The organism is Streptomyces sp. NBC_00094 (assembly GCF_026343125.1).
Classification (GTDB): Bacteria; Actinomycetota; Actinomycetes; order Streptomycetales; family Streptomycetaceae; genus Streptomyces.
Window position 1 is genome coordinate 1,002,772 of sequence record NZ_JAPEMB010000001.1, and the last position, 16,261, is coordinate 1,019,032.

Annotated in this window: 10 protein-coding genes; 7 read left to right on the forward strand and 3 right to left on the reverse strand. The window is 75.2% G+C overall.

Translation table 11 applies throughout. The annotated features are described in order from the left end of the window. Positions 1-246: 246 nt before the first annotated feature. The 6 genes from OG580_RS04170 (at position 247) to OG580_RS04195 (ending at position 10,411) form a co-directional block, all read left to right on the forward strand. Positions 247-2,010: an FAD-dependent monooxygenase gene (locus OG580_RS04170; protein ID WP_267042276.1), complete on the forward strand. Its 1,764-nt coding sequence runs from the start codon at positions 247-249 to the stop codon at positions 2,008-2,010. Between the two features lie 22 nt (positions 2,011-2,032). After that, on the forward strand, positions 2,033-3,598 hold the full coding sequence (locus tag OG580_RS04175; protein ID WP_267042277.1) for an NAD(P)/FAD-dependent oxidoreductase: 1,566 nt from the start codon (positions 2,033-2,035) through the stop codon (positions 3,596-3,598). Next, positions 3,595-6,813, forward strand: a complete 3,219-nt coding sequence (locus OG580_RS04180) for a ferritin-like domain-containing protein (RefSeq protein ID WP_267042278.1) — start codon at positions 3,595-3,597, stop codon at positions 6,811-6,813. Before OG580_RS04175 ends, OG580_RS04180 begins: the two co-directional genes overlap by 4 nt. Before the next feature lie 4 nt (positions 6,814-6,817). Continuing rightward, a complete protein-coding gene (locus OG580_RS04185) occupies positions 6,818-8,551 on the forward strand; it encodes an FAD-dependent monooxygenase (protein ID WP_267042279.1) in 1,734 nt (577 codons plus the stop codon). Then, the gene (locus tag OG580_RS04190) at positions 8,548-9,807 is read left to right on the forward strand and encodes a cytochrome P450 (protein ID WP_267042280.1); all 1,260 of its coding nucleotides are present in this window, start codon (positions 8,548-8,550) and stop codon (positions 9,805-9,807) included. The genes OG580_RS04185 and OG580_RS04190 overlap by 4 nt, the downstream gene beginning before the upstream one ends. 73 nt (positions 9,808-9,880) lie before the next feature. Beyond that, on the forward strand, positions 9,881-10,411 hold the full coding sequence (locus OG580_RS04195) for a carboxymuconolactone decarboxylase family protein (RefSeq protein ID WP_267042281.1): 531 nt from the start codon (positions 9,881-9,883) through the stop codon (positions 10,409-10,411). A gap of 61 nt (positions 10,412-10,472) precedes the next feature. On the opposite strand, the gene OG580_RS04200 is transcribed toward OG580_RS04195, so the two are convergent. Both OG580_RS04200 and OG580_RS04205 read right to left on the reverse strand, forming a co-directional pair. Further along, positions 10,473-10,814 (reverse strand): helix-turn-helix transcriptional regulator, encoded by a 342-nt coding sequence (locus OG580_RS04200; RefSeq protein WP_267042282.1) that lies wholly within the window; start codon positions 10,812-10,814, stop codon positions 10,473-10,475. Positions 10,815-10,911: 97 nt separating this feature from the next. Beyond that, entirely contained in the window at positions 10,912-11,298 is a 387-nt protein-coding gene (locus OG580_RS04205; RefSeq protein ID WP_267042283.1) for an STAS domain-containing protein, read from the reverse strand. 488 nt (positions 11,299-11,786) lie between these two features. Between OG580_RS04205 and OG580_RS04210 the strand changes: the two genes are divergently transcribed. Continuing rightward, entirely contained in the window at positions 11,787-13,601 is a 1,815-nt protein-coding gene (locus tag OG580_RS04210) for a hypothetical protein (protein ID WP_267047888.1), read from the forward strand. Between the two features lie 98 nt (positions 13,602-13,699). Here OG580_RS04210 and OG580_RS04215 read toward each other — a convergent pair whose 3' ends face one another. Then, positions 13,700-16,255 carry an NB-ARC domain-containing protein gene (locus tag OG580_RS04215; protein ID WP_267042284.1) on the reverse strand — a complete coding sequence of 852 codons (2,556 nt, stop codon included), beginning with the start codon at positions 16,253-16,255 and terminating at the stop codon, positions 13,700-13,702. Positions 16,256-16,261: the final 6 nt, after the last annotated feature.

Genomic DNA, 16,261 nt, shown 5'->3' on the forward strand with positions numbered 1-16,261 from the left:
GCAGGTTCGAGGGTGTCGATCCGGCCAGCGCAGCGCGACTCACCTCGGGCGGTTCGGGGCCGGTGAGCGGCGCGGACGGCCGGATCCCCTCCCTCGTCACCCAAACGGAACAGATGATGCACAGGTCGTCATCTTCCCTGATCGCAGTGATCCCCGCGCCCCCGTGCACGCCCTGTTGAAGGTGATCTTCCGCAAGCACGCTGAACACCGGGACCGCGAGCGGAGCGTGGAGAACGGAAGGCGGGGGTGACCGGGTTGGACGCGGGAAGCGACAAGGACACCGGCGGGGACAGGAACGTCGGCCGGGCCGGGAACGTCGGCCGGGTCGGGAACGTCGGCCGGGTCGGGGAAGGAGCCCCGGCCGGCGACGTCGACGTGTGCGTGGTCGGGGCCGGCCCTGTCGGCCTCACCCTGGCCATCGGCCTGCGCCGGCTGGGGCTATGCGTCCGGATCGTCGACAAGGCGCCCGCGACCAAGCGCGAGGCCCGGGCCCTCGTCCTGTGGGCGCGGGCCAGGGAGGCACTCGGCGACCTGGGGGTCGGCGGGACGCTCGGGCGCCACGGGGTGGAGCTGGAGGCGGTGACGATCCACTCCCGTGACCGGGCGCTCGGCGAACTCACCACCGGCTGGGCGCGATCGGCCCACGCCCGCCCCCTCAACATCGAGCAGCACGACATCGAGCGCCTCCTCGCCGAGGAGCTGGCCCGGCTCGGCACCCGGGTCGAGTGGAACACCGAGCTGACGGACGTCAAGATCCATGACGACAGGGCCGAGTTCACCCTGCGCCACGAGGACGGCACGGTCGCGTCCGCGGCCGCTCCGTGGATCGTCGGCTGCGAGGGCACGGCCAGCGTGGTCAGGGACCGTCTCGGCATCCCCTTCGAGGGGCGCCGCCGCACCGGTCTCCAGGTCGTCCAGGGCAACGCCCACCCGACCTGGTCGCTGGGCGAGGAGCCCGGCCGGGGCCACATCTTCCTGGCCCCGCACCGCTCCCTGCTCGTCTTCCCGCTGCCCGGCGGCGGCTTCCGCTTCTTCTGCTTCCGGGACGACCCCGACCCCACGCTGACCGCCGCCCCGACCCTCGACGAGCTGCGGGACCTGGTCGCGGAGACGGCCCGGATGCCCGGCCTCCGGCTCGCCGCGACCGAGCACCGCTGGCTCAACCGGGCCCGGTTCAGCGACCGGGTCGCCGCCCGGCTCCGCTCCGGTCGCGGGCTGCTCGCCGGGGACGCGGCGCACGCCTGGGCCCCGGTCGGCGGCCACGGCATGAACGTCGGCATCCTCGGCGCCCACAACCTCGCCTGGAAGCTGGCCGCCGTGCACCACGGGCACGCGGGCGCGGAACTCCTCGACACGTACAGCGACGAACAACGCCTGATGGCCGTGCGGTACATCCGCGAGATGCGGTTCAACTTCATGGAGCTGCCGCTCCCGCCGCTCGGCTACCGGGCGTTCACGGCGACCGTGCCCGCCGCCCTCGCCCGGCGCCGCGTCCAGCGCCGGCTGGACCTGCGTCTGAGCGACCTGGGCCGCAACCACCGGGACAGCGCGCTGTCCCGGCACCGTCCGGGCCGCCGCCACCGCTCGGGCCCGCGCGCGGGCGACCGGATGCCGGACGTCACGGTCACCACCGGCCGCGCCACGGAAGATGCCGCCGACACCGACACCACCACCGCCGTCCGGCTGCACACCCTGCTCGGGTACGACCGATGGACGCTGGTCCTGCGCGCCGAACGGGCCCGCGCAGGCGTCGTCGACGCCCTGAGGGCGGCCTGCGACGGGTTTCCCGCTCAGGTCCGCGTCCTGCCCGTGACGCCCCGGGACGCCGCCGAGGGCCGGCGCCTCGGTCACCCGGACGACCTGCGGCTCGTACGGCCCGACGGATACGTGGGTCTGGTCGCCCCGCTGGCCCGTACCGCCCTGCTCCGCTCCTACCTCGTGGCGCTCGCCGCCGAGGGCCGGACGGCCGTCCATCAGTCCCAGGAGCACCACCCGCACCGTGCGCACTGATTCGAGGAGGAGGCGAACCGTCATGCAGACCGTCACCGCCACACAGCCGGCCACCGCCGTCACACGCGCCGGACCCGTGCAGGAACTCCTGCCGCGGACCGTGCCCCGCACCCGGCGCCGCACCCGCGCCAACAGCACGGTCAGCGTCGTGGGCGCCGGGATGGCCGGTCTGGTCGCCGCGTACGAGCTGGAGCGGCTCGGGTTCCGCGTCGAGGTCATCGAGGGCAGCCGCAGGCTGGGGGGCCGCGTCCACACGCACCGGTTCGGGGCGTCCGAGGGCGCCCCGTTCGTGGAGCTCGGCGCCATGCGCGTCCCGACCGCGCACCACCGCACGATGCGCTACGTCGAGCACCTCGGTCTCGCCGATCAGGTCCGCCCGTTCACCACCCTGCTCTCCGAGGAGAACGCCTATCTGACGACCAGTACCGGCCACGTCCGGCTCCGCGACGCGCCCCGCGCGCTGATCGCCGACGTCCGCGCGGCGCTGCCCGGCACCCACTACCGCGAGGAGACCGTGGTGTTCGGCGCGTGGCTCGCGGCCGTCGTGGACGCGGTGGCCCCGCCGGGGCTGCGGGCCGGTCTCCGCGGTGACCTCGCCCGTAACCTCCTCGACCTCGTCGAGGAGCTCGACGTGTCCCCGCATCTCCTGGGCAACGCCAAGGACCGGATCGACGTGCACGGTCTCTTCGCCGCCCACCCGGGGATCCGGGCCGGCTGCGGCACCCGTCTGAACAGCTTCCTCGACGACATCCTCACCGAGACGAGCCCCGAACTGGTGCGGCTGGCCTGCGGCATGGACCAGCTGGTGCAGCGGCTCGCCGCCCGCGTCCGCGGGCCGATCTGGTTCGGGCAGCGGGTGTCCGGCTTCGAGGTGGCCGCCGACCACGTCCTCGTACGGATCGGGAGCGGTCCCGGCGCGACCGTGCGGCGCTGCGACTACGTCCTGTGCACCGTGCCGTTCTCCGTGCTGCGGGGCCTCGCCCTGAGCGGCTTCGACGAGGACAAGCTCGCGGTCGTGCGCGAGGTGGACTACTGCCCGGCGACCAAGGTGGCGGTGCACTGCCGCGAGCCGTTCTGGGAGCGCGAGGGCATCCGGGGCGGCGCCTCCTTCAGTGGGGGCCGGATCCGGCAGACGTACTATCCGCCGTCGGCGGCCGACGGGCCCGGGGACCCTGCCCAGGGCGCGGCCCTGCTCGCCAGCTACACGATCGGCGAGGACGCCGACCATCTCGGCCGGATGCCTCCCCCGCTGCGGCACCGGAGGGTCGTCGAGGAGCTGGGGCGGATGCATCCGCAGCTGCTGCGCCGCGGGATGGTGCGGGGCGTCGCCAGCCTCGCCTGGGGCGGGCATCCGTGGACGGAGGGCGGCTGCACCATCCGTTGGGGGCGGGACGCCGCCGCCTGTGAGGAGCAGCGGAGGCGGGCCGTGCGGCCGCAGCGCCGGATGTTCTTCGCCGGAGAGCACTGCGCGACCGAACCCGCGTGGATCGAGGGGGCGGTGGAGTCGGCCCTTGAGGCCGTGGACCTGATCGCGCGGCACGCGCCGGGCCGGGGCGTGGCCCCGCGGGCCGGACTGGAGGCGGCATGAGCGTGTTCGACCTGCCCCGGCTGTACTTCGGCGGGACGGCCGTGACCCGTCTGCCCACGGGGCCGCGCGGCGGTCTCGTGGACCTGGCCCGCAACACCGCCCTGCGGGGTGCGGAGGGCGGGTCCGGACGTCCGTCGGCCGTGGGCCCGTTCGGGGAGGACGGGCCCGCCGAGGCGTACCACGAGCACCTGGCGGAACACGGGGCGCGCGGCGGCCACTTCTCAGGGAACGGCCATCTCGTCCTGGACGCCCGGGTGACCGGGGTGGAGCGGTCGGCCGGGGCGGTCGAGACGACCGATCCGGTCGTCGGGCGGGCCGTCGACCTGTGGGGGCACCACAACCCGTATCTGGGGACGACGGTGAACCGGGCCCGGGTCTTCGACGTCGATCCCGCCTCGGCGTGGACGACGACGCTGATGGGTGGTCAGTTCGCGTTCGGGCGTGAGGGCCGCTCGCACGACGCGGGATATCTGTGCCTCGGAGACGTGAGCGGCTTCATGCCGCCCCGGTGGCACGGCTTCACGCCGGTCCGCCGGACGCTCCACCAGTTCGCGATCGGCGCCGGGGAAGGTCTCGACTGGCCGGCGGGGGCGGCGGACTCCCCCGCCGTCCGCGCCCTGCGGGCCGCCGTGGAGGAGGGTGCGGGCGGCGGGATCCTTGTCCAGTTCGCCCTGGAGGCGGCGGCCACAGACCCGGAGAACCGGCCGGAGTCGGAGGACGCGCCCGGGGTGTGGCGGCTACGGGGCACCGTCGCGCCCTGGCGGCCGGACGAGCCGCGCACGCACCCCGCGGGGCGGCTGCTCGTCCCGTACGGGAGGGAGCCCCGCACGGACGGGGCGCCGGGCCCCTGCACGGTACGGGTCTCCCCGGAGGGGATCGCGTTCAACTGGCCTTTCGCGCACCGGCCCTTCGCCTCCGCCGGGGCGGTGCGGGACGGGGGCTCGGCCCTGGAGCTGCGGACGGCCCGCTCGGACCTCCCGGTCGCCGTGCTGCCCGCCGGAGCGCCCGAGGGCGGCGAGGTGGTGACCGTACCGGCCGTGTCCGTGGACGGGGTGCGGCGGGCCGAGGAGGAGGGCCTCGTCCTGGTGCGCCCGGCCGCGGACGGTGGGGGCGCGCGCACGGTGCTGCTGCGGGAGCGCGAGGCCGTCGTCCTGACCGACGAGGCCTGTCTGGTCCTGGAGCACCCGGACCCCGAGCGCGGCGACGAGCACGCGGTCGAGGTCCCGGTACGGACCTTCCTGCGGGGCGTTCCGGCGGCGCTCGACGAGGTCGTCGTGCGGCAGTTCCCCAACCCTCGCGCCCTCCCGCTGGATCCGGTGGCCTCCGCCCCGACGGCCCGCTGCGGGGACGTCGAGATCGTACGGCTCCGAGCCGGCCGGACCGCCGGGGAGAAGCCGCTCGCCGGGGAGGGGTCCGGTGGGGCCGGATCGTCCCGGTGCGGCTTCGCCACGGACGCGCGCGGGCGCGGCTGGTTCACCGTCTCCGGGGCGCGGGCCGGCACGGCACGGCTGCTGCTCGCGGCCGGCCCCGAGGATGCGCCGCCGCACGATCCGGCCGCCCCGGGCTCCGCCGAGGCCTGCTACGACCACGAGGACACCCTCGGGTTCTGGCCCTGGGCGGGCTCCGCCGCCGTCCGTGTCCTGCCCGACGACTGGCAGTTGGACGCCGTCCCCCCGCAGGACGTGACCTTCGCACTGCTGCACCGCGAGGTGTTCGCGTACTACGAGCAGTTGTTCCCGTTCATGCGCGACGAGGTGTTCAGCCTGGCGGACCGCTGCAAGGTGGAGACGTACGCGAAGCTCATCTGGCAGATGTGCGACCCGGCGAACAAGGACCGGACGTACTACATGCCCCCGACCCGGGACCTGTCCCTGCCCAAGGCGCGGCTGCTCCTCACGTACCTGCGCGCGCAGAGCTCGGCGGCGGCCGTACCCCCGGCGGCCGTTCCGTCGCCGGTCCGTTCGTCTCCGCAGATCACCACGCGGGCCCAGCTGCGGTCGGCGCTCTGGCAGGCCGTCACGGTGGAGCTCGCCACCTGTCTCCAGTACCTCTTCGCGGGGTACTCGGTTCCCACCCACGGCACGGGGTTCGCGTACGTCCGCAGCGGGGTGTGGACCCCCCGTCAGCTCCGGCTGGCCTGCGGGGACGGCGGGGAGAGCCTGGCGAAGGGCGTCAGGGACAGCCTCTTCGACGTCGCCAGGGAGGAGATGATGCACTTCCTCGTCGTCAACAACATCCTGATGGCGATGGGAGAGCCCTTCCACGTCCCGGAGATCGACTTCGGCACACCGGGCCGGCTGCCGCTGCCGCTGGACTTCGCCCTGGAGCCGCTGCACCTGGGCAGCCTCCAGCGGTTCATCGCCATCGAGCGGCCCGAGCGGCTCGCGGGCGGCACCGGGGCCCCGGACGGGCCCGGCCCGTTCGGCTCGCCGAGCGAGCTGTACGCCGGCATCCGGGAGGGCCTGACGCGCGTCCCCGACCTGTTCCCGGTGGAACGGGGCCGTGGCGGGGGCGAGCACCACCTCTTCGTCGGCGGCGCGGTCAACGCCGTCCATCCGGACTACCAGTTGGAGGTGGACGACCTGTCGAGCGCGCTCTTCGCCGTCGACTTCGTGACCGAGCAGGGCGAGGGCGGTGTCCTCGACACGGAGAAGGCCGGCTCCGAGTCCCACCACGACACCTTCGTACGCCTCGCCGACCTCCTGATGACGGAGCGCGCCGACGGACCGCGCGGGAAGGGAGCGCCGTGGCAACCGGCGTACCCGTCGCTGCGCAATCCGACGCTGGACCCCGGCCACCCCGGACGGGCGGCGGTGAGCGACCCGCACGCCCGGCAGGTGATGCGGCTCTTCAACCGCTGCTACTTCCTGATGCTCCAGCTGATCGTCCAGCACTTCGGGGAGAGCCCGGACGCGAGCCTGCGCCGCTCGAAGCTGATGAACGCGGCCATCGACGTGATGACGGGGATGATGCGCCCGCTCGCCGAGCAGCTCATGCCGCTGGAGTCGGGGTGGCGGGGGCGGACGGCCGGGCCCTCCTTCGAGCTGGAGGAGCCGCCCGTGTACATCGCGCGCGCCGACGTGGCGCGGCGCGGGTTCGCGATGCGGTTCCGGCACCTCGCGGCGATGGCCGGGGAGTGCGAGGGAGTGCCGGACCGGGTGCCGGAGCTGATGACGTGGTACGCGGAGCGTTTCGCGCACGAGGGGAGGAGCTGAGACCGTGTCGGAGAACAGGAAGTGGCCCCCGGTCGAGGAGACCGAGGTGCTGATCGTGGGCGGCGGGCCCGTCGGGCTCGCGCTCGCCCTCGACCTCACCCATCGGGGCGTGGACTTCATGCTGGTGGAGGCCGGGGACGGGCGGGTCGCCCACCCGAGGGTCTCCACCGTCGGCCCGCGCGCGATGGAGGCGTTCCGGCGCTGGGGCGTCGCGGACGCGATCCGGGGAGCGGGCTGGCCGGCGGACCACACCCTGGACATCGCGTGGGTGACCGCCGTCGGCGAGCACGAGCTGTACCGGCTGCGGCTCGGCACGGCCGGCGCACGGCCGCTGCCCTCGTACACGCCGGAGCCGGAGTCGATCTGCCCGCAGCACTGGCTGGCACCGCTGCTCACCGCCCGCCTGGGGGTCCGCCCGGCGGGGCCGGTGCGGCTCGGCACCCGGCTCGTCGAGTTCCGCCACAAGCCCGACCGGGTCGGCGCGGTCCTCGTGGACGGGGCCGGGGTCCCGACGACGGTGCACGCCCGGTTCCTGGTGGGCTGTGACGGGGCCTCCTCGCCCGTGCGCAAGGCCTGCGGCATCGACGCGCCCGAGCGGCACCGGACCCGCACCCTGCGGAACATCCTCTTCCGGGCCCCGGGGCTCGGGGCCCTGCTCGGTCCACGGACGGCGCTCGTCCACTTCGTCACGGAGCCGGGAGGCCTGCGGTACCCGCTGCGGGCGATCGACGGCCGGGACCTGTACCGGCTGACGTGTCCGGCGGGGCCCGCCGACGCCGAACGGGTCGTACGGCGGGCGACGACGGTGGACGTACCGGTCGAGGTGGTGTCGGACGCGACCTGGCACCTGACCCACCGGGTGGCCTCGCGGTACCGCGACGGCCGGGTCTTCCTCGCGGGGGACGCGGCGCACACCCTGTCGCCCTCGGGCGGCTTCGGGCTGGCGACGGGCGTCGGCGACGCGGCCGACCTCGGGTGGAAGCTGGCGGCGGAGCTGGCCGGCTGGGCGGGGGCGGGGCTGCTCGACACGTACGAGACCGAGCGGCGGCCGGTCGCCGTCGACAGCCTGGAGGAGAGTCACCGGAACCTGCGGCGGACGGTCGACCGGCGGCTCTCGGCCGCGCTGCGCGACGGGACGGAGGAGGGGGAACGGGCCCGCGCCGAACTGGCCCGGGAGATCGCGGACTCCGATCCGCTCCGGGAGTTCGACGCGCCCGACCTGCACTTCGCCCACCGGTACGCCTCCCCGGCGATCGCCGAGGAGAAGGGCGGGCCGGGCGCCGCGGACGGGGCGGGCGGCACCGGACTCGCGGGCCGGGCGGGTCCGGCGGACGGTGGGGAGCGGCCCGCCACGGCCGACGGGCCGGCCTGGAACCGTACGACACTTCCCGGGGTACGGGCTCCGCACGCGTGGCTCGGGCCGGGCCGGTCGACACTCGACCTCTTCGGCGGGGAGTTCGTCCTGCTCTGCTTCGACCTGGCCACCCGCCCGGAGGGCGGCGTCGGCACCATCCCGGGCCCGGGCCCGGGCCCACGTCCCCTGGACGGCTTCGTCCGTGCCTTCGCCGATCGCCGGGTCCCGCTGCGGGTACGGCACTGTCACGACAGGGAGGTGGCGTGGCGGTACGAGCGACCGTTCGTCCTGGTGCGCCCGGACGGGCACGTGGCATGGCGCGGGGGCACTCTGCCGGCCGATCCACTGCGGATCGCGGACCTCGTACGCGGGGCCGGCGCATGAGTGGGCGGACGGCGGGGGCCCGGGCGGGCGCGGGCTCACCGGAGCCCTTCGACCCGGCGCGGCTCGACCTGGCCGACCCGTACCCCGTCTACCGGCGCTACCGGGAGACCGACCCGGTGCACGCCGTACGGAACCCGGACGGCGGGGCGGGGCCGACCACCTGGTACCTCTTCGGCCACGTGGAGGTGACGCAGGTCCTGACGGGGCGGAGCTTCGGCCGGGCGTCCCCGCTGACGGCGAGGACGACGCCGGTCCCCGACGGGTACGTCACGCTGCGGCGGGTCGTCGAGAACTGGCTCGTCTTCCTCGACCCGCCCCGGCACACCCGGCTGCGCGCGCGGGTCACGCCGCCGCTCGGCGCCGCCGCGGTGGCGGCGCTGCGTCCGCGCGTACGGGAGATCGCGGAGGAGCTGGTCGCGCCGCTCGCGCGGCGACCCGTGGTGGAGTTCGTCGAAGGGTTCGCCGCCCCGTATCCGCTGCTGGTCATCGGCGGGCTGCTCGGGGTGGAGGCCGAGCGGTGGCCGTGGTTCCGTGCGCAGGCGCTCGCCCTCCAGCAGGCGGGCGGGACCCGGGGCGACCGGACACCGGACGCGCTGGCCGGGGCCGAGCGGGCCGCGGAGGAGCTGGACGGCTACTTCCACCGGGAGTTGGCGGCGAGGCGCACGGAGGACCGGGGGGACCTCCTCTCCGCGCTGGCCAGGGCCGGGGCCGAGGACCCGTCCCTGAGCGGGACGGAGCTCGCGGCGACCTGTACGCACCTGCTGACCGCCGGGCACGAGACGACGACGGGACTGCTGGGCAAGGCGGTGCTCGCGCTGATCGCCCGCCCCGAGGTCAGGGGCGAACTCCGGGACGATCCGGGCCTGTTACCGGGCGCCGTGGACGAGTTCCTGCGCTTCGATCCGCCGGTCCAGATGGTGACGCGGTGGGCGCACCGGGACACGGAGCTCGCCGGGCGGACGGTCCGCCGGGGCGACCGCCTGCAGCTCGTCCTGGGCTCGGCCCACCGGGACCCGGCCCGCTTCCCGGACCCCGACGTGCTCGACATCCACCGGGACGGCGGCCGGCACTGCGCCTTCGGGCTGGGCGTCCACTACTGCGCGGGGGCGGCGCTGGCGCGCGCGGAGGCCGAGATCGGCCTCGGCGTCCTCCTCGACCGGCTCCCCGCGCTCGGCCCGGGCGCCAGGCCCGGGGTGGAGGTGGAGTACGCCCCGGACTGGGTGTTCCACGGACCGTCCCGCCTGACGCTGTCCTGATCCCACCCGCCGCGCGGGAACGCGATCCCCTCCCTCCTCGTTATACCCCCCACGGGTATAATGAGGAGGATTCGTGACGACGAGAAGACTGACCGCGCTCACCCCCGAACAGGCACCGGGCCGCGCCGGCGAGCTCCTGACCGACATCGTCGAACGGCACGGTTCGGTCGGCGAGATGGTGTCGACGATGGCGCACTCGCCGGCGCTGCTCGACGGCTATCTGAGCCTGTCCCGGGCGATGAAGCGGGTGAAGATCCCCCGCGCCCTCAGCGAGAAGCTGTCGCTCGCCGCGCAGGAGTGGATCGGCTGCGGAACCTGCCGCGAGGCGCACCGGTCGGCCGGGCGCGCGGCGGGTCTGAGCGAGACCGACATCGAGCTGGCACGCCAGGGCACGTCGACCGATCCGCGCGAGGCCGCGCTCATCGGCCTCGCGCTCCGGGTCCTCGCCGAACCGGGCGCCCTGTCCGACGAGGACGTCGCCGAGGTACGGGCACACGGCTGGAGCGACCGGGTGATCGCGGAGGTGGTCGGGGTGGTCACCCTCAACCTGCTCACGGGGGCCTTCAACCTGCTCGCGGGGATCCAGCCGGAAGCGGAGGAGTGACCAAGGCGCCGGGGAGGAAGCCCGACTGACGGTCCGTCCGATCCGTACGACGTGCAGGGGGTCACGGCCTCCGGGGCGAGCCGGCCCGCAGGTCGGCGAGCAGTTCGGCCTGACCCGCGAGGACACCGGACAGGATCGAGCGTGCCACCAGCAGCAGTTCGGCCACCCTGGGGCTCGTCAGCGTGTAGTACACGGTGACGCCTTCGCGCCGGGCGACGACCAGGTTCGCCCGGCGCAGAACGGCCAACTGCTGGGAGAGGTACGCCGCTTCGACTCCGGTGTCGCGCAGCATCTCGGCGACCGCGTGCTCGCGTTCGCTCAGCAGCTCCAGGACGCGGATCCGGACGGGGTGTCCCAGAGTTTTGAAGAACTCCGCCTTCAACTGATAGAGCGGCGTACTCATCGCACCCACCCCGCACGTCGCGTCGACCCGGCTCTCTCCACCATGCCCCCATCCTCGCCCCTTTCGGGGCCGGCGATCTACCGGATCCCCCGGAGCCTCACTCGGCGGGCCACTCGTCACTGCGCCAGGCGCGCTGCTCCGTGCCCGCGTCGATGTGCGCGGCGAACGCGGCGGCCAGGTCGCAGTGGACCGGGATCGCCGGGCCGTCGCCCACGGGGACGAGGGAGCCGTCGGCGGGGATCGCGGCGAGTTCGAGACTCCGGCCCACGTCCCGGAGCCGGCGGGCGGCCTCCGCGACGGCGACCTGACCGCCCGCGGACCAGCCGCGCAGCCTGCTCAGGTCGAGGACGACCGGCCCGGTGCCGCGCGCCACCGCCCATCCGACGGCGCCGGTGAAGCGGCCGAGGGCGTCGGCGCCGAGGAATCCGGCCAGGGACAGCACGCCGAGCTCCTGCTGAACGGTGTAGCGCCATTCGATGGTCATGTGCGTCGACTTCCCTCTGTAGCGGGGGCGCCCCGCCCGCGGCTACCGGAGGGCGCAGCCGGACCAGGATGTAACTATTTGCAGAATTATGCAATTCACTCACTTGACGGCTCCCCGTTCCGCGCACGGAGTCGTCGGCGAAGGGCGGAGCCGAGCCGGAGCCGAGACGAAGCGGATGGAGCGGATGGAGCGGATACGAAGCGGATAAAGTGGCGGACGGCCCGGAGCCGGGCCGCGGGTTCCTTGTCTTCCCCCAGAAATTGAGGTAACCGGACGATGTCCGCGAGCCGCGAGCCGCGAGCCGCGAGCCGCGAGCCGCGAGCCGCGAGCCGCGAGCCGCGAGCCGCGAGCCGCGAGCCGCGAGCCGCGAGCCGCGAGCCGCGAGCCGCGAGCCGCGAGCCGCGAGCCGCGAGCCGCGAGCCGCGAGCCGCGAGCCGCGAGCCGCGTAGCTGACGCCGGCGGGCTCGACGTACGTCGGTGGCGTGGCCATGCACGCTGACCTGCCCCTCCGCGTTCCCGTCGGGCAGGACGCCGAGCGGTGGAGGACCTTCCCCGCCGAGCGGACACTCGTCGTCGCCGCGCGGACCGTCGTCTCCACCACCCGGGTCCTGGAGTGCCTCCCCGCCGTGCTGCGCGACGACAGCCGCGTGAGCGTCGTCTTCGCGTACGACCCCACCTCCGCGTTCAACGACGGCGTCCTCGATCTCCTCCACGACGCCGGCTGCCGCGTGATGCCCTGGTCGCAGCTGGGCGACATCGCCCCGGACCTCGTCCTCACCGCGAGCGAGAACGTCGACGTCCCCGCCGGCGTCTGCCCCGTCCTCGTCCTCCCGCACGGCATCGGATTCCAGAAGTACGTGCCGGACTCGCGCGCGGACCGCGTCCGGCTCTCTGGGCTCGTGCCCGACGCGCTCCTGGAAGCGGGCCGGGCGTGGCTCGCCACCTCCCATCCGGACCAGGCGGAACAGCTGGTCGCCGCGCACCCCAAGGCCGCCGGACGGACCCTGCTCGTCGGCGACCCGTGCTTCGACGAGCTGGCGGCGAGCGCGGGACGGCGTCCCGCGTACCGTTCCGCGCTCGGTGTCGGCGAGAACCAGCGGCTGGTGGTGGTCAGTTCGACCTGGGGACCGACGTCGCTGCTCGCCGAACACCCGGACCTCCCGGCGCGGCTCCTCGGCTCGCTGCCGTACGACGCGTACCGCGTGGCGGCGATCGTCCACCCCAACGTGTGGGCTGCGCACGGCTCCTGGCAGCTCCGCGGGAACCTCGCCGCGGCGCTCGACGCCGGGCTGCTCCTGGTGCCGCCGGTGCACGCGTGGCGCTCGGTGCTCCTCGCCGCGGACCTGGTCGTCGGCGACCACGGTTCGGTGACCCTGTACGGCGCGGCCCTCGGCCGTCCGGTGCTCCTCGCGGCCTTCGGGAGCGACTCGGTGCCCGGCACGGCGGCCGAGGTACTCGGACGTCACGCCCCGCGCCTCGACCCCCGTCGGGACCCGCGCCCGCAGGTGGAGGCCGCGTCGGAGCCGGTGGCGCGGGCGGCGTACGGAGACGTGGCGGAGCTGGCGTTCAGCGAACCGGGCCGGGCCCTCGGGCGGCTGCGAGCGGCGCTGTACGAGCTGCTGCGCCTGCCGGAGCCGTCGTCCGGCCCGCCGCCCGTCCGCACCCTGGCCCCGGTGCGGCTCACCGCCGAGCCCGTCACGTCCTGGCAGGTGCGCACACGCGTGTCCGAGGGCGCCGGAGCGTCCGGCAGGGTGGTGGTCGAGGTGGAGCGGATTCCGTCCGCCGTGGCGACGGACCCGTCCGCCCCGGAGTCCGACGGGCTCTTCGTCCATCTCGCGTGCACGGAGGCGGAGCGCGACCTGCGGATCGTGGAGAGCGCGTCCGTCGTCCTGGCAGCGGCCCCGGCCCCGGCTGTGGCGGCCGCGCTCCGCTGGATCGGCGAGACGCTCGCCGCACGGCCGGGCTGCCTCGCCGCCGCGGTCTCCCTCGGGTCGGGCGGCCACCTGGTGGGCCTGCGCGACGGCCGGATCGTCGAGACCGCCACGACGCGGCCCACCTCGGCCTCTCCTCGTACGGCAGATCCCGACGGAGGCCCCGACACCTCCACCGGCACCGCCGGCGGCCCTGAGCTGCCGGCGGCGGCCGTGTACGCGTGTCTGCTCGCCGGGCTCCCCCTGGACGGCCCCGTGTCCGTACGCGCGGGACTCCCCCTGCGGGGTCAGGGTCCGGCCTCCGTGCGTAGCGGCCCCCCTCACGCGGAGGATCTCGTCCTGCGCCAGCGCCTAGGACCGGCCGTCGGCTGAGGGCCACAGCGGCGTCCGCCGATGGCCCTCCTTCGGGTTCCGGTTCCTCACTCCGGCCGGGCTTCCCCCTCCGTAGCGGCTTCCCCCTCCGTACCGGCTTAGCCTTCCGAACCGGCTTCGTCCGCCGCCCCGAGCGCCCGCAGGCGTTCCCGCAGCACCGGCGCCAGCGGGCTCCCGCCGGCCTCGTGGACGCGGGCGGCCCGGTCCAGCCACTCGGGGACCTCGTCCCGGCGCGCGCCGGTGCGTTCGGCGATGTCCGCGAGGGCGACGAGGGCCTGGGCCTCGTAGTGGGTGGCCCGCTCGGCCCGCAGGACGCCGGCCGCGTCCTCCAGGGCACGCATCGCCTCCTCCGCGTCCCCCAGGTGGTCGTGGGCGATGCCGAGGGCGGCCGTGGCCCGCGCGGCCATGCGCGGGTCCCGGCACTCCGACAGCATCCGGTGGGCGGCGCGCAGGGTGGCGAGCGCGGTCGTGTGCTCCTCGGCGGCGTCCTGGGCGCAGCCGAGGAAGTACGTCGCGATGCCCGCGCCACGCGCTTCACCGGCCCGGATGTTGAGATCGAGGGACGCGCGGTACGCGTCGACGGCGCGGGCCGGGTCGTGCCGGTCCCAGTACCGCCCGTCGAACTCGCGGACGGAGGCGCTGAGCACGGTGTGCCCGGCGATCTCGGCGCAGGCGAGGGCGGCGTCCAGCTCCGCGCGTGCCCGCTCGTCCTCCCCCAGGTCGAGCAGCGGCCGCGAGAGCAGGCTGCGCAGCCGGGCCTCGGCGGCCGGGGCCACCGCCCGCGCGGCGGCCCGGGCGCCCAGTTCGAGGGATTCGCGCCACGGGCCGAGGGCCCGCTGGTGGAGGAAGAGCACGGTGTACGCCTCGGCCAGCTGCCACACGAGGGTGTCCAGGCCGTCCTGGGCGGCCCCGGCGCGCAGCACGTCGAGGAGGTCGGCACTGCGGCTCTCCAACCAGGAGAGCGGGTCGGTCCGCCGGCCGGACGGCGGGGCGGGCCGCGCGCCGGACGGCGCGTTCGGCCGCGAGCCGTTCCCCTCCGGCGCGGCGAAGGGGTCCTCCACCCCGGCCAGGAGCGCGTCGAGATCGGCGACCCGTAGCCGGTCCGCGCGGATCGCCCGGTCGGCGAGGGCGGTGCGGACCAGACAGTGGGTGAGGACCCGGCCGACGAGCGTGGCCTCGCCGGTGGGGGGCTCCTCCGCGTCCGCGCGCTCACGCGCGTGCAGCCGTACGAGGTCGTGCATGCGGTAGCGGCCGTCGGAGGTCCGCTCGATCAGGCCGTCTTCGGCGAGCCGGCCGAGGAGCGGCGCGGTGTCCGCGGCTGTGGCGCCGAGGGCTGCGGCGGCCGTGTCGACGTCGTACGTACGGCACGGGTGCCAGCCGAGGTACCGGTAGAGGCGGGCGGCCCCGGCGGGGAGCAGCCGGTAGGTCGGGTTCAGTACGGCGGACATCGAGTACGCGCCTCCCAGGGACATGCCGTCGAGCCTGCGGTTCTCGTCGGCGAGTTCCCGGGCCAGGGCGGCAGCCGTGAGCCCGGGGTCGGTGCGCAGCCGGGCCCCGACGATCCGCAGGGCGACGGGCAGCCCGCCGCACAGCTCGACGAGGCGCTCGGCGGCGGCCGGATCGGCCGCGACGGTCTCCTCGTCGCTGCCCTCGGCCAGCAGGAGCAGCGCGCCGTCCCGGTCGAGGGGCCGGAGCGCGAGTGTCCTGGCCCCGTCGAGGGCCAGCTCGCCAAGCGCCGACTGGCTGGTGACCAGCACCGCGCTGCCGGGGCCCTTGGGGACGAGGGGGCGGACCTGGGCCGGCTGGCCGACGTCGTCCAGGACGACGAGCAGCCGCCGCTCGGCGGTGCGGGAGCGGAAGAGCGCGGCCCGCTCCTGAAGGGTTCGGGGCATGTAGTCGTCGGTGACGCCGAGGCTGCGCAGGCACATGGCGACGGCCTCGGAGACGTCGCCGCCGCTCTGTCCGCGCAGGGCGGCGAAGTCCACGTACAACTGGCCGTCGGGGTACCGCTCCCGGGCCGACGCGGCCCAGTGCCAGGCGGTGGCCGTCTTGCCCACGCCGGGCAGTCCGTGGAGGACGCCGATGCCGACCCGGGGGGCCCGCGCCCCGGCCGCGGTGGAGGCCCCGGGCCGCGGGAACCAGCGGTCGAGCTCGCCGAGGTCGGCGGTCCGGTTGACGAACGCGGCGGTGAGTTCGGGAACCTGGTCGGGCGGCGGCTCGGAAGGCACGGGGGAGGGAGCGGGAGCCTGGTGCACGTGGAAGGTCATGTCGCCGCGGATCCGCGCGCCCTGGAAGGCGGGGCCGTGGTTCACATCACCGCTGATGTACGTGGTCGTGGTCGGCGGCCCGAACGCGGCGATCAGGTCCTGCAGTTCGGCGACGGCCCGCGGGTCGTCGCGGAGCACCTGGAGGAGCCGGTCGCCCCAGCGCTCCTCGATCGCGCGCGCTTCCGTCTCGTCCCCGGCGGCACGAGCCGAAGCCGCCTCGCGCCCGGCCTCCTCCAGCTCTCCGGCGACCTGCCCGGCGTCGCCGCCGGAACCCCGCCGGCCGAACAGTCGCCAGTCGCGCGACTTGGCCTGCTCCCAGGCGTCCGTGACGACGAGTCCGAAGACGGTCGTCACCCCCGCCATGGCGAGCGCCGCCAGCTCTTCCACCGCTCC

Bases quoted from the DNA above. Each gene is read 5' to 3' on its own strand.
- OG580_RS04200 (WP_267042282.1), bottom strand. From the start codon at position 10,814: ATGAGTACGCCGCTCTATCAGTTGAAGGCGGAGTTCTTCAAAACTCTG.
- OG580_RS04210 (WP_267047888.1), top strand. From the start codon at position 11,787: ATGCACGCTGACCTGCCCCTCCGCGTTCCCGTCGGGCAGGACGCCGAG.
- OG580_RS04180 (WP_267042278.1), top strand. From the start codon at position 3,595: ATGAGCGTGTTCGACCTGCCCCGGCTGTACTTCGGCGGGACGGCCGTG.
- OG580_RS04175 (WP_267042277.1), top strand. From the start codon at position 2,033: ATGCAGACCGTCACCGCCACACAGCCGGCCACCGCCGTCACACGCGCC.
- OG580_RS04190 (WP_267042280.1), top strand. From the start codon at position 8,548: ATGAGTGGGCGGACGGCGGGGGCCCGGGCGGGCGCGGGCTCACCGGAG.
- OG580_RS04205 (WP_267042283.1), bottom strand. From the start codon at position 11,298: ATGACCATCGAATGGCGCTACACCGTTCAGCAGGAGCTCGGCGTGCTG.